This window comes from Fervidicella metallireducens AeB (assembly GCF_000601455.1).
GTDB lineage: Bacteria > Bacillota > Clostridia > Clostridiales > Caloramatoraceae > Fervidicella > Fervidicella metallireducens.
On sequence record NZ_AZQP01000012.1, the window covers coordinates 19804 to 38877 of the forward strand.

At 31.4% G+C, this 19074-nt stretch carries 23 protein-coding genes; 2 read left to right on the plus strand and 21 right to left on the minus strand.

The features are described 5' to 3' along the window. Positions 1 to 3: 3 nt before the first annotated feature. The 18 genes from ftsX to Q428_RS05405 all read right to left on the minus strand — a co-directional run bounded on the left by ftsX (position 4) and on the right by Q428_RS05405 (position 13518). On the minus strand, positions 4 to 891 hold the full coding sequence (gene ftsX, locus Q428_RS05315; RefSeq protein WP_035378884.1) for a permease-like cell division protein FtsX: 888 nt from the start codon (positions 889 to 891) through the stop codon (positions 4 to 6). Beyond that, positions 881 to 1567, minus strand: coding sequence for a cell division ATP-binding protein FtsE (gene ftsE, locus Q428_RS05320; protein WP_035378886.1), 687 nt, complete (start codon positions 1565 to 1567; stop codon positions 881 to 883). Before ftsE ends, ftsX begins: the two co-directional genes overlap by 11 nt. Positions 1568 to 1874: 307 nt before the next feature. Continuing rightward, a complete protein-coding gene (gene panD / locus Q428_RS05325) occupies positions 1875 to 2249 on the minus strand; it encodes an aspartate 1-decarboxylase (protein ID WP_035378982.1) in 375 nt (124 codons plus the stop codon). After that, entirely contained in the window at positions 2249 to 3094 is an 846-nt protein-coding gene (panC, locus tag Q428_RS05330; RefSeq protein ID WP_035378888.1) for a pantoate--beta-alanine ligase, read from the minus strand. The genes panD and panC overlap by 1 nt, the downstream gene beginning before the upstream one ends. Positions 3095 to 3109: 15 nt before the next feature. Then, positions 3110 to 3946: a 3-methyl-2-oxobutanoate hydroxymethyltransferase gene (panB, locus tag Q428_RS05335; protein WP_035378890.1), complete on the minus strand. Its 837-nt coding sequence runs from the start codon at positions 3944 to 3946 to the stop codon at positions 3110 to 3112. Then, on the minus strand, positions 3921 to 4781 hold the full coding sequence (locus Q428_RS05340; RefSeq protein ID WP_035378892.1) for a Rossmann-like and DUF2520 domain-containing protein: 861 nt from the start codon (positions 4779 to 4781) through the stop codon (positions 3921 to 3923). Before Q428_RS05340 ends, panB begins: the two co-directional genes overlap by 26 nt. Positions 4782 to 5042: 261 nt before the next feature. Beyond that, the gene (locus Q428_RS05345; protein ID WP_035378894.1) at positions 5043 to 5939 is read right to left on the minus strand and encodes a YitT family protein; all 897 of its coding nucleotides are present in this window, start codon (positions 5937 to 5939) and stop codon (positions 5043 to 5045) included. 95 nt (positions 5940 to 6034) lie between these two features. Further along, positions 6035 to 6724, minus strand: coding sequence for a peptidoglycan-binding domain-containing protein (locus Q428_RS05350; RefSeq protein ID WP_035378896.1), 690 nt, complete (start codon positions 6722 to 6724; stop codon positions 6035 to 6037). Positions 6725 to 6966: 242 nt separating this feature from the next. Continuing rightward, positions 6967 to 7908, minus strand: coding sequence for a transketolase family protein (locus Q428_RS05355; protein ID WP_035378898.1), 942 nt, complete (start codon positions 7906 to 7908; stop codon positions 6967 to 6969). Further along, the gene (locus Q428_RS05360; protein WP_278244871.1) at positions 7901 to 8734 is read right to left on the minus strand and encodes a transketolase; all 834 of its coding nucleotides are present in this window, start codon (positions 8732 to 8734) and stop codon (positions 7901 to 7903) included. Before Q428_RS05360 ends, Q428_RS05355 begins: the two co-directional genes overlap by 8 nt. Positions 8735 to 8821: 87 nt before the next feature. Further along, the gene (locus Q428_RS05365; protein WP_035378902.1) at positions 8822 to 9052 is read right to left on the minus strand and encodes a glutaredoxin domain-containing protein; all 231 of its coding nucleotides are present in this window, start codon (positions 9050 to 9052) and stop codon (positions 8822 to 8824) included. A 151-nt stretch (positions 9053 to 9203) separates the two neighbouring features. Next, positions 9204 to 9560: a type II toxin-antitoxin system PemK/MazF family toxin gene (locus Q428_RS05370; RefSeq protein WP_035378904.1), complete on the minus strand. Its 357-nt coding sequence runs from the start codon at positions 9558 to 9560 to the stop codon at positions 9204 to 9206. Next, complete coding sequence (locus Q428_RS05375) at positions 9520 to 9843, minus strand: CopG family ribbon-helix-helix protein (RefSeq protein ID WP_035378906.1); 324 nt, start codon at positions 9841 to 9843, stop codon at positions 9520 to 9522. Before Q428_RS05375 ends, Q428_RS05370 begins: the two co-directional genes overlap by 41 nt. Positions 9844 to 10046: 203 nt before the next feature. Continuing rightward, positions 10047 to 11207: an alanine racemase gene (alr, locus tag Q428_RS05385; protein WP_035378910.1), complete on the minus strand. Its 1161-nt coding sequence runs from the start codon at positions 11205 to 11207 to the stop codon at positions 10047 to 10049. A 29-nt stretch (positions 11208 to 11236) separates the two neighbouring features. Continuing rightward, positions 11237 to 11842 carry an outer membrane lipoprotein carrier protein LolA gene (locus Q428_RS05390; RefSeq protein ID WP_035378912.1) on the minus strand — a complete coding sequence of 202 codons (606 nt, stop codon included), beginning with the start codon at positions 11840 to 11842 and terminating at the stop codon, positions 11237 to 11239. A gap of 103 nt (positions 11843 to 11945) precedes the next feature. Then, entirely contained in the window at positions 11946 to 12305 is a 360-nt protein-coding gene (acpS, locus tag Q428_RS05395) for a holo-ACP synthase (RefSeq protein ID WP_035378914.1), read from the minus strand. Positions 12306 to 12539: 234 nt separating this feature from the next. Beyond that, a complete protein-coding gene (locus Q428_RS14410) occupies positions 12540 to 12911 on the minus strand; it encodes a DUF6514 family protein (RefSeq protein ID WP_051514969.1) in 372 nt (123 codons plus the stop codon). 226 nt (positions 12912 to 13137) lie between these two features. Then, entirely contained in the window at positions 13138 to 13518 is a 381-nt protein-coding gene (locus Q428_RS05405) for an NUDIX hydrolase (RefSeq protein WP_035378916.1), read from the minus strand. Positions 13519 to 13737: 219 nt separating this feature from the next. On the opposite strand from Q428_RS05405, the gene Q428_RS05410 reads away from it, so the two are divergent. Beyond that, entirely contained in the window at positions 13738 to 13938 is a 201-nt protein-coding gene (locus Q428_RS05410; protein WP_035378918.1) for a cold-shock protein, read from the plus strand. Between the two features lie 55 nt (positions 13939 to 13993). Here Q428_RS05410 and Q428_RS05415 read toward each other — a convergent pair whose 3' ends face one another. The 3 genes from Q428_RS05415 to mntR form a co-directional block, all read right to left on the minus strand. After that, positions 13994 to 16189: a sensor domain-containing diguanylate cyclase gene (locus tag Q428_RS05415; protein WP_035378919.1), complete on the minus strand. Its 2196-nt coding sequence runs from the start codon at positions 16187 to 16189 to the stop codon at positions 13994 to 13996. A gap of 253 nt (positions 16190 to 16442) precedes the next feature. After that, complete coding sequence (locus Q428_RS05420; RefSeq protein ID WP_035378921.1) at positions 16443 to 17030, minus strand: protein kinase; 588 nt, start codon at positions 17028 to 17030, stop codon at positions 16443 to 16445. Positions 17031 to 17085: 55 nt separating this feature from the next. Beyond that, complete coding sequence (gene mntR / locus Q428_RS05425) at positions 17086 to 17565, minus strand: transcriptional regulator MntR (protein WP_035378923.1); 480 nt, start codon at positions 17563 to 17565, stop codon at positions 17086 to 17088. A gap of 269 nt (positions 17566 to 17834) precedes the next feature. On the opposite strand from mntR, the gene Q428_RS05430 reads away from it, so the two are divergent. Continuing rightward, positions 17835 to 19055: an Nramp family divalent metal transporter gene (locus Q428_RS05430; RefSeq protein WP_242847780.1), complete on the plus strand. Its 1221-nt coding sequence runs from the start codon at positions 17835 to 17837 to the stop codon at positions 19053 to 19055. Positions 19056 to 19074: the final 19 nt, after the last annotated feature.

A 19074-nucleotide genomic window follows, 5' to 3' on the forward strand; every position in this document is an offset into this window, starting at 1 on the left:
CCCCTAGAGAACTAAAAATCTTCTTAAGGATATTAAACTTCCTAATCCTCCAATTACAATTCCAACAATACTAAATTGCCATGCCAGAGTGTTAATAATATATTCTGCTGGAATTAAAGAAAATATTACAACATCTGTTGCTACAACTTTAACTACATAGCTATATCCAAATTTCAGCAGCAGAATTGAAATTATTGCACCAAAAAGTCCTAAAAACATCCCCTCAAATAAAAATGGCCATCTTATAAACCAGTCAGTTGCTCCAATGTATTTCATAATGCCAATTTCCTTTTTTCTAGCATACACAGTAAGTCTTATAGTATTTGAAATCAGGAATATTCCTACTGCACCAAGAATCACTATTAATGCCAGGCTGGAAGCTTTAATAAAATTAATTACTCTGATAACCTTATCCAGAATATCTCGTCCGTCTTTAACTTTATAAATTCCTTCCATTTTGGCTATTTTGTTTGATGTATCAGCTACATTTTCAACCTTATCTACTTTAATGATGAAGGAAGCTGGCAGAGGATTTTTTAAATCAAGTCCATTTGCTAAATCTTTATTTTCCCCTAGCTGATTCTTAAATTTCTCTAAGGCATCTTCCTTTGACTCAAAGACTATACTCTTAACAGCTGGTATTTTTTTTATCTCACTTTCAATTTCATTTTGTTTTAAAGTTGTAACATCATCATTTAAAAAAGCCTTTATCTCAACTTTATCTTCCACACTGGTTACCATTTTATTTACATTAGCAACCAATAACATAAAAATACCAAGGACGAATAAAGCTGCAGCAACAGTTGTTATTGATGCAAAGCTCATTACCCTGTTTTTAATAATGTTTGAAATACTCTCTTTAAAAAAATATTTAAACGTCTTAATCTTCATAACCGTAAACACCTCTTTGCTGATCTCTGACAATTACACCTTTTTCAATGGCAATAACTCTTTTTTTCATCTTATCAACAACATCCTTTGCATGTGTTGCCATTAATATTGTGGTCCCACTTAAGTTGATATCATTTAGCAATTCCATTATTCCCCATGCAGTTTCAGGATCAAGGTTACCTGTTGGTTCATCACAAATTAAAAGCTTTGGATTATTAGCAAGGGCTCTTGCCAATGCAACCCTCTGTTGTTCACCACCAGACAATTGATGTGGGTACATATTAGCCTTATTTGAAAGTCCAACAAGGGACAGCATTTGATTCACTCTTTTTTTAATATCTCTGCTGCTTGCCTCAACAATCTGCATTGCAAAGGCAATATTTTCATATACTGTTTTATCTGAAAGCAGTCTGAAGTCTTGGAAAACTATACCAAAACTTCTTCTATACATAGGTATCTGCTTTCTGGTTAATTTTTGTACATCAACATTATTTACTATTATTTCCCCGCTGGTTGGTTCAATCTCCCTTAAAAGAAGTTTGATAAAGGTTGATTTTCCTGCACCACTTGGTCCTACAAGGAAAACAAAATCCCCTCTGTTTATTGTTACTGATACATTAGACAATGCTATGTGATTATTCTTATATACCTTTGAAACGTTGCTAAATTTTATCATATGAACATCCCCTTATATCGACAAAAAGTAATAAAACCCTCAAGGTTTATTATAACATAAAGCAAATATTTTTTTATTATGTTTTTAAATATCTTTTTTCCAAAAATTTCTACATTTTTCTCTGTCGAAGATTTTTACTTAACTATAATAACATAAAATGATACTTATTTGCACATATTAATGATTTTTTATATTATTGTTAATAATTATTTTCGTCACCTATATATACGTATACCATATATAATTTTGATTACGTTGCATTAATTTTCTTTATATTTCCTGATTATAAAAAAGTAACCTGTGAAGTTTATTTTTCACAGGTTTCATTTAAATATTCTATCATTTTGTTATTTTCATCAACCAAAATAACCATTGGTTTGATGTTTTTTGCAGTTTCTTCATCTACCATACAATAAGCCATTATAATAACCTTATCACCTTTATGGGCCAGCCTTGCTGCTGCTCCATTTAAACATATATCTCCCTTTCCTCTTTTCCCCTTAATTACATAGGTATCAAATCTTTCACCATTATTTATATTTACTATTTGTACTCTTTCATTTTCCAAAAGCCCAGCTGCATCCATTAAATCCTCATCAATTGTTATACTTCCTACGTAATTTAAGTTGGCATCTGTAACTGTTGCCCTATGTATTTTGCACTTTAACATAAATAAATTCATCATATTTTCACCACCATATTATCAATTAGTCTTGTGTTTCCTATTTTAACAGCCAGCGCTATAAGGATTTCTCCCTTTATTCTCTCTACTGGCTTCAAGTTTATATTGTCTACAATCTCAATATAATCAACCTTTGCAGATTCTGAAGTTTTTATAATTCTAAACATTTCGTTTTTTATTGTATTTACCTCATATTCTCCTTCTGATATAAGTTCCTTAGCCCTTTGTAATGACTGATAGAGAACTACTGCCTGTTTTCTCTCATTGTCAGAAAGGTATGTATTCCTTGAACTTAAGGCAAGACCATCATTTTCCCTGACAATTGGACATCCTACTACCTCTATATCCATATTTAAGTCAATAACCATTCGTCTTATTACTGCAAGCTGCTGAGCATCCTTTTGCCCAAAATAAGCCCTATCAGCCTTAACAATGTTAAATAATTTTGTTACTACCGTACAAACTCCTCTAAAATGTCCAGGCCTTGAAGCTCCACATAACCTATCTGTTAACCCAAATACTTCAACAAATGTACTGTAATTACCCTGATACATATCTGATGTTTCTGGCATAAATAGAATATCACAGCCTGAATCAGCACATGTGTCTGCATCCCTTTTTTCATCCCTTGGATACTTTTCAAAATCTTCATTGGGTCCAAATTGGGTTGGATTAACAAAGACACTTACAACTACAACATCGTTTTCAATTCTTGCCCTTTCAATAAGACTCTTATGACCATCATGCAAATAGCCCATCGTAGGAACAAAACCTATAGTTAAATTTTTACTCTTTATTTCCTTTATTTCATCCTTCATTTGAGCTATTGATTTAATTATTTTCATAGCTTTATCCCCCATTTAGTATAGTTTTTTTATTTCTTCAATTATATTTTTATCGATTTTAAAAGAGTGTTCTTCCTTTGGAAATTTTAAGTCTTCCACATCTTTTATATATTCCCTTATTCCCTCTATAAATTCATTCCCTAAATGCCTGTATTGTTTAACAAACTTTGGTACAAAATCACCATACATTCCTAACATATCCTGAGTTACAAGAATCTGTCCATCACATTTATTCCCCGCTCCTATCCCTATTGTTGGGATTGAAACTATTTGACTGATAACCTCGGCAACTTCAGTGGGAACACATTCTAAAACTATTGCAAAAACACCTGCCTTTTCTATAGCCTTTGCATCTTCAACAAGTTTTTCTATTTGATCTTTTGTCTTACCCTGAACCTTAAAACCGCCCATCACATTAACTGACTGTGGTGTTAGTCCTAAATGACCCATAACTGGAATCTGAGCATTTATTATAGCCTTAATCTTTTCTACAACTTCAGTCCCTCCTTCTATCTTTACACACTGTGCCATTCCCTCCTGAATTAATCGTCCAGCATTTCTAACTGTTTCTTCAACACTTATGTGGTATGACAAAAATGGCATATCAGCAACAATTAATGCGTTCTTAGCGCCCCTTGCAACTGCTCTGGTGTGATGAATAATATCTTCCAGTGTTACCTGAAGGGTATTTTCATATCCAAGTACCACCATACCTAGTGAATCTCCAACAAGAATTCCATCAACCCCTGCCTCGTCTATTAGTTTTGCTGTAGAATAGTCGTATGCTGTCAGCATTGATAGTTTCCTGCCATTTTGTTTTGCTTCTTTAAATGTTTGTACTGTCTTTTTCATAGTCTCCTCCTAAAACTTTCAGCAAAATCTCTGCCTGGGTATCATTTATTTTTCCCCTGTTAAGTGCTATGGATACAGCTATCTTACCTAGACTTGAATAAATTTCATTGTATTCTTCAAGGTTTTCCTTATGTTTTTCTACTGTTCCAACATCTCCCCTTATTATAGGTCCTGTTAAAGCAGCTTCAATTCCCTCCTTCTTTATGTTTTCAATTGCACCTGACATCAATGGATATAATGCCTTTTCAGCATAAACTTCAGGTATTCCGCATTCTGCAAGAAGCTCCTTTGCTATTTTTGCTAAACAGACAACATAATTAGAAGCAAAAACTGCTGCTGCATGATATTTGCCCTTGACTTTACTATCTATTTGGAAATAGTTAATAGAGGCAGCAGAAAGAAATCCTTTAATCTTCTCAACTTTTTTACCTTCAATCGTAAAGACCGCTGATCCTAAATACTTATATGCACTTTTATCACTAATAGGAAAAATAGGATGAAGTGAATATCCTAAAGCGCCATATTCATCAATGCCCTCAAATACCTCAGAGGACAATGAGCCGCTCATATGAAAAATTTTCTTGTCCTTTAAATTAAAGGACTTTAATTGATTCCAGACTTGAGATATGACATCGTCAGGGGTTGTGATAAATATATAATTACTTTCTGATAATAAACTATCAATAGATAAACTTGAACTTTTGGTAAAATCAGCTGCTTCTTCAGCTGATTTTATGTTTTTACTGCTAAAGCCAACAATATTTAAGCCTTTTTCCTTCAAATAGCGTCCGTAGGCACATCCCACCTTTCCGGCGCCAATAAAGCCTATTTTCATTATCAACTCTCCTTTATCCCCAACGAGTCCCACTCCATCCGGATGTGAGCTCAAGACGCCAGAAGATTCCACCATTTATAAATTATAACACATTATAAAATAGAGTTGTATTATTAAATTTTAATATTTTTATGTTATACCTTTATTCCATATATTATGTGCAACAATAAAAACTTTTTTAAATTCAAAATTGTTGTTATAAAATAATCAGCCCATATCTTTGAAGAATACAATTAACTTCAGATTATGGCTGATTATCAATTATGGTTCAATTATATCTTTAAAACCCTCTCCTAATACTTCGTGAATATTGCTTACTGTTATAAAAGCTCTTTTATCCATTTCCTTAATAAATTCCCTTAGCTTTATAAACTCTTTTCTATTCATTACAGTTACTAATACCTCTTTAGTTTCCCCAGTATAGGCTCCCCTTGCATCGTATATAGTAACTCCTCTTCCCAACTCATCCATGATAAACTTAGTTATCTCTTCAGATTTTTCACTGATTATAGTTACTTTTTTACATATACTTAACCCTTCAATTACACTGTCTATGATAACTCCGTTTATTATAACTCCAAGTAAGGCATACATTCCAACTTCAAATCCAAAAGTAATACCAGCAAGTAATGTAATGAGAAAATCTGACATAAGTAATGCCTTACCAATATCTATGTGGAAAAACTTATTAATAATTTTGGCTATAATATCTGTTCCACCAGTTGAAGCATTCTGATTAAATATTATTCCCATTCCAACTCCAGATATTAAGATACCGAATAAGAGTGATAAAAACAAATCATCAGTTAAAGGTTTTGCTATTGGATAAACCTTTTCCAGTACCCATATTGCCCCAGATAATCCTAAACTTGCATATATTGTTTTACCCCCAAAATTTGGGCCAATAACAATAAAAGCAACTATAAATAAAATAATATTCATTCCAAGCATTAAAAGTCCAACAGGTAGTGCAGGTATAAACTTATTTATTACCATAGCCAAACCGCTGACTCCACCTGCAGCCAAATTACTTGGAACAAGGAAGTAATAAATACCCGCTGCTACTAAAAATATGCCTAATGTAATTAAAATATATTCTTTAATCGTCTTTTTCATATACGCTGCCTCCCTTACTGTTATAAAATGTAATATGTGCATAAAATATATTATCATTAGCCTTGAATAATTACAAATTAAGGTTCGGTGGGTTTATGCATTTAATGCATATTTTCTATGGTATGCTATGTTATGCATTAGTATGCTATTGTTTCAATTTGTTTTTTTAAAAGAGCATCCCTGGTTAATTTTCCAACGTTTCCAGTCTGTCTTATGCTGTTATCCCTTTGAAACTCAATAACAGCCTTTTTGGTTCTTTCGTCATAAACTCCTGTAATCTCTCCTTCATAGTATCCTGCTTCATTTAAAATACATTGCACTTTTTTTACATCATCTCCTGACATATTAAGATATAAATCTCTTTCTAGATTTACATCTTTGTAATCTACTGGTTGTACACTTTCTATTAAAAAGGTTAAAGTTATCTCACCAATTTTTCCTGTTTCTGAAATTCCATTGTCCCTTTGAAAGTTTTTTACTACTTGTGCAAAATCTTCATTGTAATCTCCGTTTATTTCTCCATTGTAATATCCCTTTTTCTTAAGTAATAATTGAGCTTTTTTTACGTCATCACCTACAACCCCTGGTTCTAAAACCCTCTCTATTGTTACTTTATCCAGATAAGCTGATTCCTCATCTTTTAAATACCCACTATCATTTTTTTCTATTTTTTCTTCTGTTTTAACAGGTGATGGATTATTGTGCTTAACTATTGTATTTTCATTATTAGAAAAAGCTATTTTATTTGTAAAGCCATCAAAATAAAGAAGGGAGACAAAAACTACAAGTAAAATAAAAAAAGAGTAGATTACCATTCTCCTGTTCATTAAATTCACCTATCCTTTTATAATTTTTAACATATTCCCCGAGAAATAGACATTACAGGTTGCTTTAAATAGAAGTTTGTTGAAAATTAAGGTATATGATTTTCCAATTTTATAAATATATTATAATATTTTACATTTAATTAGTAAATAAAAAATGACTGGTAGGACCAATGTGATTCGCCTTTTTATTGCAAAGGTTTAACGAATCACCTTCCCTATCAGTCATCTGTAGATGTTAATTATTATTTTTTCTTATTTATTACTTCCTTTACAGCAGCTACTATGTTATCTGCAGTTAACCCATATTCTTTCAGCAATTCACCTGGTTTACCAGACTCACCGAATGTATCCATAACACCTATTCTTTTTACTGGTACTGGATGATTTTCTGATAATACTTCACATACAGCACTTCCTAATCCACCTATAACACTATGTTCTTCACAGGTTACAACTGCACCAGTTTTCTTAGCTGAAAACACAACAGCTTCCTCGTCTATTGGCTTAATAGTATGTATGTTTATAACTTCAGCAGAAATCCCATCCTTTAATAAAGCTTCATGTGCCTTTATTGCTTCATTTACCATAATTCCTGTGGCAAAAATAGTTACGTCTTTTCCTTCTCTTAATGTAACAGCTTTTCCTATTTCGTATTTATATGTATTTTCGTCGTTTAATGTTGGAACTGATGAACGTCCAAGTCTAATATAAATAGGGCCTTCATATACAGCAGCAGCATTTATTGCGGACATTGTTTCAACATCATCACATGGACAAATAACTGTCATATTAGGGATACTTCTCATAAGTGATATATCTTCTATGGCTTGATGTGAAGCACCATCTTCCCCAACAGTTAAACCTGCATGGGTAGCAGCTATCTTTACATTTAATTCTGGGTAACAAATAGAATTTCTTATTTGTTCAAAACCTCTTCCAGCTGCAAATATTGCAAAGGTACTTACGAATGGTATCTTGCCGCAAGTTGATAGACCTGCTGCAGTTGCCATCATATCGCCTTCAGCTATACCCATATTAAAAAATCTTTCAGGACAAACCTTTTTAAAATCAGCTGTTTTTGTAGATTTTGAAAGATCTGCGTCTAGAACAACGATATTTTTATTTTCTTGACCTAATTTTGCTAAAGCTATTCCATATGCTTCCCTTGTTGCCAAATTAGCCATTTACAGCACCTCCTAACTCTTTTAGAGCCTGCTCACACTGTTCTTTATTAGGAGCAGTACCATGCCATCCAGCTACATTTTCCATAAAGGACACACCTTTACCCTTTACTGTTTTTGCTACTACAGCAGTTGGTTTTCCCTTTGTTTCCTTTGCCTTATCTATGGCTTCAAATATTTCCTCAAAATTATGTCCATCTATATCAATTACATTCCAGCCAAAGGCTTTAAATTTCTCTGATATACTCTCTGGATTCATTACCTCAGTTATTTCACCATCTATCTGAAGTCCATTATGATCAATGAAGGCAATAAGATTATCAAGTTTGTAGTGTGCTGATGTCATAGCTGCCTCCCAAACCTGACCTTCTTCTAATTCTCCATCTCCAAGTAAAACAAAGACTCTATAATCCTTATTGTCAAGCTTTCCTGCTAAAGCCATTCCATTTGCAGCAGAAAGTCCTTGTCCTAGAGACCCTGTTGACATATCTACACCTGGAGTATCATTCATATTTGGATGTCCCTGAAGAATTGAACCTAATTTTCTTAATGTTGAAAGATGCTTCTTATCAAAAAATCCCTTTTCTGCAAGAGTTGCATAAAGAACTGGAGCTGCATGACCCTTTGACAAAACAAACCTGTCTCTGTCTTCACATCTTGGATTTGAAGTATCCACCTTCATTTCACTAAAATATAATGCTGTTAATATTTCCACAGCAGATAGTGAGCCTCCTGGATGACCTGATGCCGATTCTGTCAACATCTTAATGATATCCTGCCTTATGGTACATGCAATACCGCTTAATTTTTGAATATCACGTTCCATTATATCTACCTCCTTTGTATTGCTTGTTAATGCTCATGTGTACTAATTTATTATATCAATTAATTAATATAAAACAAATTATTTTGAATTTTAAATATTTTTTAATCTTATAAACTCTCTAAACTCACTTATGCTGTATACCCTTTTATTTATTGTATCAATAATTGCAGGATTTGTATTTGTGTTGTAAGTCAAAATTGCATCTATACCCTCTGGAGAGAATGCATCCACCTCCTTAAATTCCATTCCATTTTCCTCAAGAAGCTTTTTTGCAATTTCACAACGATTGCATCCTTTAGATGTAATGAGCAAATATTTCATTTTTTCACCTCAACATTATATAGCTTTAATCATTTTATTAAACTTAATACAAAGAATTTAAAGGTTTATCCTTATTACCCTTATTATCCTTAATATCTTCATTTTTTAATTTCATTGCCCATTATAACACAAAAACCAGCATACGCTGGTTTTATAATTCCAATAATCCTATACTTATCATAAGAGCTTCATCAACTGCAAGCATTAGTTCATTATTAATGTGGCCTATTTTATCCTTAAGCCTTCTCTTGTCGATTGTTCTTATTTGTTCAAGTAGTATAACAGAGTCCTTATTAAGACCGTATTCCTCAGAGCTAATTTCAACATGTGTTGGAAGCTTAGCCTTGTTAATCTGAGAGGTAATTGCAGCAATAATAACAGTTGGACTATATTTATTGCCTATATCATTCTGAATTATTAACACTGGTCTTATACCACCCTGTTCTGAACCTATGACAGGACTTAAATCAGCATAGAATATATCTCCTCTTTTCACCACCTGTGCCATCTATTATATCACTCTCCGCTAATACTGCTTCATATTTGGCAAGTTCCGTACAATCACATGAAATGCCGCACTCTGCTAAATCGGAGTTTATCTCGGCCATTTCCTGATAGCCCTTCTTCATAAGTTCCTTAGCATTAAATCTTTTGCGTTCTTTAATATATAATATGACAGCTTCCCTAATAAATTGACTCCTATTTTTTCTAGTTTTATTATCAATTACACTATCAAATTCTTCTAGTAAACTCTCTGGGAGGCTTACAACAATTTTTTTATTCACAGCCATGTATTTTTACCCCCTAAATTCACCTATGTATAGTGAACTACCGTCACAAGTATATGTTAAACATGGTTCTCGCAATCAACTTATAAAATTTCATTATACCGCTATTATATCAATTATAAATCATTGCTTGTTCTTATGTCAAAGCTTAATCGTATTGTATTTATTTCCTCTATTTCATTATTTCCATAATTCTCGAAAATATGTTAAACATAATTTTTTATCTTAATTAATTCATTATTTTCAAAATAAATCCTTGGCACTCTTTTTGAAACCATACATAAAATTTCATAACTTATAGTACCAAGCTTTCTAGCTATGTCCTCTGCATCGTTTTTAACACCGTCTTTCTCTCCCATTACAACAACTTCATCACCCACATTAACATCTCCACATTCAGAAACATCAATCATACACTGGTCCATACAGATTCTACCTATTACCGGTGCCATCTTACCATTTACAATCACCATTCCCTTTTCAAATAACAGTCTTGTATAGCCATCAGCATAACCAAAGGGAAGTGTTGCTATTTTACTTGGCTTTTCAGTTTTAAATTTTCTTCCATAACTGATTGGTGTGTCTTTGTCTACATTTTTTACATGAACAATATTGGCTTTAAGAGTCATAACCGGTTTTAAAGAAACCCTCTCTTTTCTAACTTCATCCGATGGGTAATATCCGTAAAGCATAATTCCTGGTCTGACAGCATCAAAATAGCTTTCCTCTAAATCTATAATTGCTGCACTATTTGCAACATGTTTAATCTCTGGGTAAATACCTGACTTTTGTAAATTTTCTATTATACATTTATATCTTTCAATCTGTTTTTTTGTAAATTCCTTGTCCCTTTCGTCTGCTGAGGCAAAATGCGTGAAAATTCCCTCAATTTTAATGTTTCTCAGCTGTGAGATTTTTATGATTTCATCAACAGCTTTTTCATCTGGCAAGTATCCAACTCTCCCCATTCCTGTATCTAATTTTATGTGTATTTTAGCATTTTTATTCTGTTTTACAGCCTCATCGGATATTGCTTTTGCCAGCTCATAGCTGAACACTGCCTGGGTTATGTCATGTTCAACAATATCCTTAGCATAATTTGGCGGTGTAAATCCAAGAATAAGTATAGGCGTCTTAAATCCATTTTTTCTTAATTCCAGCGCCTCTGTAATCACTGCTACACCAAAATAATCTGCTCCTTCTTCCTCTAAAATTCTAGCAAGCTCAACTGCCCCATGTCCATATCCATCTGCTTTTATTATTCCGAAGATTTTTTTCCCATTTGCAAGCCTCTTAACCTCTCTGAAATTGTGTCTAAAATTATCCAGGTTAATTTCAGCAAAGTAGGGTCTGTAGTTATTGAACATTTTGCCATCCTCCTTTGTAAACTTAAGCTTTAGTCTAATTTAAAAAGGGATAGATTTATATTCCCATCATAAACAAAATCACTGTACTTTACTTTGACAACTACATTGTTGTCATCATCATAGATTTCCATAAAAACAGGATAGTAATTTTCCTTTGTTACGTAAAGAACCACAGACCTTCTATATTTATTGCCGCCTGGTATTGTTGCTTTAATTTCTATATAATCTTTCCCATCTCTATTAGCATATTTAAATTTAGCCTCTTCTCCTGAAAGTAAACTTTTTTGTAATACACCAAGATATATAAACTCCTCAGAATTTTTTGATTCCTTAACTTGGAGTTTTTGATTTATAAGGGGATTATATATTATCCACTTTTCACCATTATAAATAGTAATCTTACCCCTGATAAAATCTGGCTCTAGAACCTCTATTCTTACTTTATCTGGGCTTAAATAATATTGCTTTACTTTGTATATAGATGTCCCTTTGCTTCCTACAATTTCAATTTCCGCATTAGATGTATAGCCCTTCATTTCTGCAATTTTTTTGTGAACATCATACATTTCTGTTGTTTTTCCACAGGAAGTAAATAAAGCAGTAAATAATATCATAATGTATAATACCTTTTTCAAATACATCACCTTTTTAAAAACTCACATTACAATATTTATTCATTTATTAAACATAAAATTACTGCTTGTTGATTATTTTAAATAAATCTTTAGTTGATTTATATCAATCTTCTGCAACAGCTGTTGCAGTTGCATATTCTCTGCAATGTGAAATAGATAAATAAATATTTTTTATTCCGCTTTTTCGTGCAATATTAAGTGCCTCTCCGTGTAGTACAACTGTGGGGACAGAATTTATTTTAACGATTTCAACATCAGTCCATTTAAAACCTGAAAATCCTGTTCCCATTGCTTTTACAACTGCTTCCTTGGCACAGAAATAACCAGCTATGCTTTCACTTCTTTTACTTTTTAAATACTCTCTTTCCTGATTAGTAAAAAATCTTTCCATAAACTTTGTTCTATTTAATATCTCATCTATTCTGGATATTTCGATGATATCTGTACCTATTCCGACAATCACAGTTAATTCCTCCTTGTATCTATTATACAATATATTTCTGAAATTTCAAAAAATTTAGAGACCTTTAATAAAGGTCTCTATCCTCTTATCCGTCCCATAATACCTGAATAGATTAATATAATTAATGAAATACTTACAATTGCTAATAAAAATCTGTTAACTATTTTCAAAATCTCCCCTCCCTAAAGATTAGACGAGGGATAATAATAAAAGTTTCAAAAAAAAAATCAAATTTTAGCTGCAAACAGGAGAATTTAAAATTAGCTTTGCCTGTTCATCGTAATCATTTACCCATTCATCTACATATTCTCCCGCTATATAAATAAGATGTATCGGGGAAACTTCATTAGCCTTTATAAATTCTATCAGATTTAAAACCTTTTCCCTGTAAGTTGAAACATGCTCTATACTATCTTCTCTAATGTTAATTATTTTGCCATCATTTAATTCTTCACTTACAACTCCTATCCCAAATGAAGGAATCTCAACACTTTTATCGTTAATATTAATTTCTTTTAATGATTGAAGCAAAAAATACCTATATATAAACTCATGTCCTCCCTGGAAGCATGTCCTACAACTACAAACCTCTGCTCTCTTTCTCATTTGGAAATCCCCCTTACAAACGATTCACTAGTTAATGTATATTTTAACACTTTGTTTTTAACTTTTGTGTTGCTTGATGTCAGTTAAATAGCGGAAGTTTTGTTTAAGTTACGACACAAAAGTGTAAAAAATGAACAAAATTGAGAATAAATATACATATATTTCCAAATGATTGTTGTTATTGAAAACTCTATTAATTTTTTTGTCGACATTTAATTCTATAAACTTAGTTACTTGATTCAAAATAATCTTTTAAAATCTCCATTTCATTGTTAACAAATGGTACTTCATCAATATCCCTTTTGTTTATCCACTTAACCTTACTTATTGATTTATTAAGAGTCAGATGCTCCCTTATAATTCCTGTATATACCAACAATACCTCACTATTGTTTTTATATTCCTTAAATAAGTTTAAATCAAAAATTGTACATCCAAGTTCTTTTTCAACTGCCTTTGTTATGCATTTTTCAGGAGTTTCCTTTCCTTTTAATTCCCTATCAACTAAACTCCATGACTCACTTTTCTCTTTGCCCTTTTTATGTACCACCAATACATTTTTATAATTGTCATAAATGATGATTGCTGTTCTTGTTCCTGTTGACATTTTTTATTCCTCCTTAAGCTTAACAATTAAAGCATTATATTATTTTAAAAAATACCACCATACTTAAATTGTAGTATATTTACGAAAGATTTACTATAAGCTTTATTTGTTACTCTAAAAGATATTTTTGTTTTTATCTTCCTGTATAACTTATATAGTCTATATTCATAATAAAGTTAGATATATTTAGTTTTCAAGCTTTTGGAGGTGTAAAATATAATGATTGGTACTGTAAAATGGTTTAATTCTGAAAAGGGTTTTGGATTTATTGAATGGGCTGACGGAGAAGATGTATTCGTACATTATTCAGCAATTAATAATAAAGGATTTAAAACTCTTCAGGAAGGACAGAAGGTAGAATTTTCAATTGAAAATGGCCCCAAAGGTCCCCAGGCTTCAAATGTAACAATAATTCACTAAAATAAAAATTAGTCAGCTGTGAATATTTATGTATTTTTCACAGCTGACTCTTACTTTACGAAAGGTATACATATATCCTGTTTCTTCCACTTTCCTTAGCTTTATATAAAGCCTTATCTGCATTATTTATAAATTCTCCATAATTCATATCAACATAAGATGTAACTGTTGTAATCCCAATACTGACTGTTACAAAAGGGATAACCCTCGAATTAATATTCGGAAGTCTTAGATTTTCAATGTTACACCTTATTTTCTCTGCTATAACTTCTGCTCCTTTGCTATTTGTTTCTGGTAATATAATTGCAAATTCTTCACCGCCATATCTTGCCACTAAATCCCCAGACCTTTTAAGGGTATTTTTAATAGTTTGGGCAACTGTTTTTAAACATTCATCTCCCTGCAGATGTCCATAAGTATCGTTATATGCTTTAAAGTGGTCAATATCCAACATTAAAATGGATAAATTTTTATTAAACCTTTTTCCTCTATTCCATTCTTTTTCTATATATTCATTAAAATATCTTCTATTTGGTATATTTGTTAATCCATCTATAAATGATAAACTTCTTAATTTTTCATTTGCAATCTTGAGTTCATTTTCAATTGTGATTTGTTCAGTAATATTTCTACCAACGCCAACTGCTCCAACTATATTATCCTTACCATCTTCAATAGGTGAAATTGAAGTTTGATAATATATTTGTTTTTCATCATTTTTTAATGACCAGTTATATACAACATTTTCTCCCTCTAATACCCTTTTAGCTGCTTCTTCATGAATATTAAAATCATCATTTTTAAACACTTCCTCAAATGATTTTCCAAGAAAATTCTCTTCTTTAAATCCACCCTTTTGCAGCCATTTTCCATATACTCCTGTATATCTTCGGCTACGATCCAGTGTAAATACCATATCATCCATTGAGTTAACAAGGGTTTTAAACTTCAACTCACTTTCTATTAATTTTTCTTCAATTATTTTTTCTTTAGTAATATCCTTAAAATAAACCGCAATACCATCTTCTGATGGATAAGCACTTATACTATACCACTTATTCACACTATTGAAATATTCTTTAAAATACAAAGTCTCATTTTGATTTATTACAGCATTAAGTTTTTCATAAAACCCTATATGCAAATTTTTTGGAAAAACCTTTTCAATAGATTTACCAATCAACTGCTCTGTATTTGTTAAAAACAATTTTTCACATACTTTGTTCATGTAAGTAAAATTTCTTTCATTATCTAAAGAAAAGAATGCATCTTGTATGCTCTCTAATATCTTTTTAGCTCTCTTGTTAGATTTAGACAACTCCATTTCTATTTGTCTTCTTTTCGTTATATCCCTAGTAACTGCGATTATCTCCTGCAATTCCCCGTTCCTGTTCCTGATATTCTTAAATGATGTTTCTACTAATACATAACTTCCATCTTTTCTTTTTATCCTATAAATCTTTGTCAGAATCTCTTGTCCCTTTAATAAATTCAGATGTATTTTTTTCAAAGCTATAACATCATCCTGATGTATAAATTCATATATACTTCTTCCTATAATCTCTTCCTTTGTATAACCTAATACATTTAAGGTTATTGGGGAGATATATAGATATTCACCATTAGGTTTAAAAGTTGAAACCATGTCTGAAAGATTGTCGGTCATAATTCTATAATAATCCATAAGCTTAAAATTATTATTCAGGGTAAAAATGTTTTCTAGAGTTAAATGTACTAATATCCCTGTAAAAGCCAATATCCCTAAAGAATATACAGCATATATAAAATAATTTCCATGGATGTTTTTGAGATATGTTGTAGCTGATATAAACGATGTAAATAAAAGCATGAAAATGTATTGTCTGTGTCGTGAATATTTTCTCTTTACAATGAATAGACACCCTAACCCCACTGTTAAAAGTGTTAGAAAAGATAATATTGATGAATTGTTAAATCCATAAATAGTAAAATTAAAAATCCCAATGATGATTGAAGTTATTATAACAGATATTTCTCCTCCTAGTATTCCAGAAATAACTACTGCAAAATTTCTTAAATCTATATTTACTGTGTCGGTTATCTCTATTGCATAAACTATAAGTAAATGTCCCATTAAACCACAAATTAGACCAATGTATAATTGTTCCTTTTTTTCTAGGGTTCCCCCCAGAGGGATATTTTTAAGTGTTTGTCCAGTAATTAATAAAAATCCAATAATTATTGCAATATCTGCAAATATATCCTTCAGCATCAACTCACCTCCGTTATTTCAGGGTTTTCTCCTATTTTAATGAATATTTATTCTGTAGGTATTTATTATAAAATAACAAAATTATCTACATTTTGCAACATAAATTGACGTTTCTTTCAAATATGTAAAAAAGGAGCTGTAGCACAAAGTAATTAGTGCTAAGCCCCTTTAGATTATTAACATATATTAACAATAAAGTTATAGGATAACTGATGAATATGAATTTATTGTATATTTCAATTAATAACTAATATTATTTTACATTATAATCTAAATACTGTTTCATTCTAAAGCTCCACAATCTATATTTTTCAGCATCATTAGCTTTAACATATTCTAAAAATTCATTTAAAACTCCTAAATTATTAAGTCCCTTCATTAGATGTCTTGGATAAATGACTTTCTTTGAATAATTATTCTTAGGATCAATAACCCTTATAAAGTAATTTTCGTCAATATATAAATCTTTACATCTAATATCTAATTTGCTGAATTTTAGTTTTTCAAATTCATCAATCAATTTTAATAAACTTTTGCCTATTTCCTTTTTAAACCCATTATCCTTGATGTATTTATCTAATCTCTCCCCACCTATAAATTCCCTTACAATGTAATAATCACCATGTTGATATACCTTAGGAAAATATTTACTTCCATGAGTCCTTTTCAGAATTTCATATTCCTTCCTGCATATTTTTTTCTCTTTAAATATCTTTAAAATTCTATTATTACTCAATAAAAAAACAATACCATTATGTCCACAACCTAAATATTCAGCATTTCTAAGCATTTTTTCTGCCCTTGAATCTAGTTCTATAAATTCTTTGTTATCTTTTTCCATATCAATCACTTCTAATAAATTTTTATTAATAAATTATATGATTAAAATTATAAAATCATAATCCTTTATTACTTTCTTGAAGTTTAAAAATTTTATAAGCATCTTTTATCTTTGGATTTGCCTGTATAAAATTTATATAATCCTCAATACAAGCTAAAGTTTCACTTGAAATTGTATGCTCTATTTTTTCTGTTTCTTTAAGTAAAATTGACTCAGACACTCCTAGCAGCTTTAAAAATTCTTCAATTAAATTATGCCTTCTCAATAATATTTCTCCAAGCTGTTTCCCCTTCTCATTTAATATAATGACCCCATATTTCTCATAATTTATTAACTTTAACTCTGATAACCTCTGAACCATTTTTGTTGCTGAAGGTGGTTGAACATTAAGGGCATCCGACAAATCATGTATCCTTGTAAATCCATTATTCTTAGATAATCTGTAGATCATCTCCAGATAATCCTCCATGGAAGCAGTAAGATAGTTTTCTTCTTTCTTCATATATTCACTAAAGGTATAGAAATCTTCATCCATAAATTCACCTACAATATTTTTCTATTTTAACTTTATGCTGGACTTTATAAAAAAATAACATCCAGTAACCATATAACCATTAATTTCATATTTTATATTAGGTAAAGTGACTTAGCCTAAGCTAACTTTTTTTCACTTCAATAATTCTATACATAAGAAATAAATCAAAAGGATGTGTTAATGTGGAATTCAAAAAAAATACCCATGAAATAAAAATAAAGCCATGCCTTATAAGAGAACAATCTCCCTTTACTTATAAAGCAGCTAAAATACCTTTCTCTTTCAGGCAGATAGCTAAATTTCTCGGACCAGCTTTTATTGTAAGTGTTGCTTATGTTGACCCGGGTAATTTTGCCACAAATATAAGCGGTGGTTCGATTTTTAACTATAATTTAGTCTGGGTAATTTTATGGAGTAATATCATGGCTATTTTTCTCCAAATTAACTCTGCAAAGCTTGGGATAGCCACAGGATACAATCTATCTCAGATGTGTAAGAAAGTTTTTTCAAAGAGAATCAATTGGTTTTTTTGGATTATAGCAGAGCTGGCTGCAATAGCAACTACTATGGCTGAGTTTTTAGGTGGAGCACTGGGTTTATATTTGTTATTTGGTTTATCACTACCCTTAGCAGGGCTTCTTACGGGAGTTATAAGCTTTGCTATAACTTATATGCAAAAATATGGTCAAAGAGTTGTTGAAATAATAATATTCACTTTAATCGCTGTAATTTCAATATCCTATGCTATTGAAATGTTTCTTGCAAAGCCTGATTGGTCATCAGTTGCTGTTCATACACTGATTCCCTCATTGCCAAACGGCCAGGCAGTTTTAATTGCAGTGGGTATGCTTGGTGCCACTGTAATGCCCCATGTTATTTATCTTCATTCACAATTAGTTCAATGTAGAAATTATGGAATGAATGATGAAGAAAAAGTTAAGCATTTAAAAATGGAAAAAATAGACGTAATTATAGCTATGAATATAGCTTTTATTATCAATGCAGCCATGGTAATAGTGTCCGCTGCAGTTTTTTATCAGAAGGGGATAATTGTAAACTCCATAGAGCAAGCCCACCAATCCCTTGAACCCCTATTAGGTTCGTTGTCCAGTGGCGCTTTTGCCATAGCACTTTTAGCATCAGGCTTTTCCTCATCTGCTGTAGGTTCAATGGCTGGAGAAACTGTTATGGATGGCTTTGTTGATGTTAAAATTCCTTTAAACATAAGAAGACTTATAACTATGGCACCAGCTATGATAATCATTGCTTCAGGAGTTAATCCCATGAAGGCCCTTCTTTTAAGTCAGGTTTGTTTAAGTTTTGCTCTCCCTGCCGCAATTATCCCAATGTTGATAATTACCGGTAGAAAAGACCTGATGGGTAGATTTGTTAATGGAACCTTGACTAAAATAGCAGGCTTTATAATAGCATCTTTGATTATTATTCTTAATGCTGTTTTACTTTATCTTACATTTTCAGGAAAAGTGTGATAAAAATAAAAGCACGAAA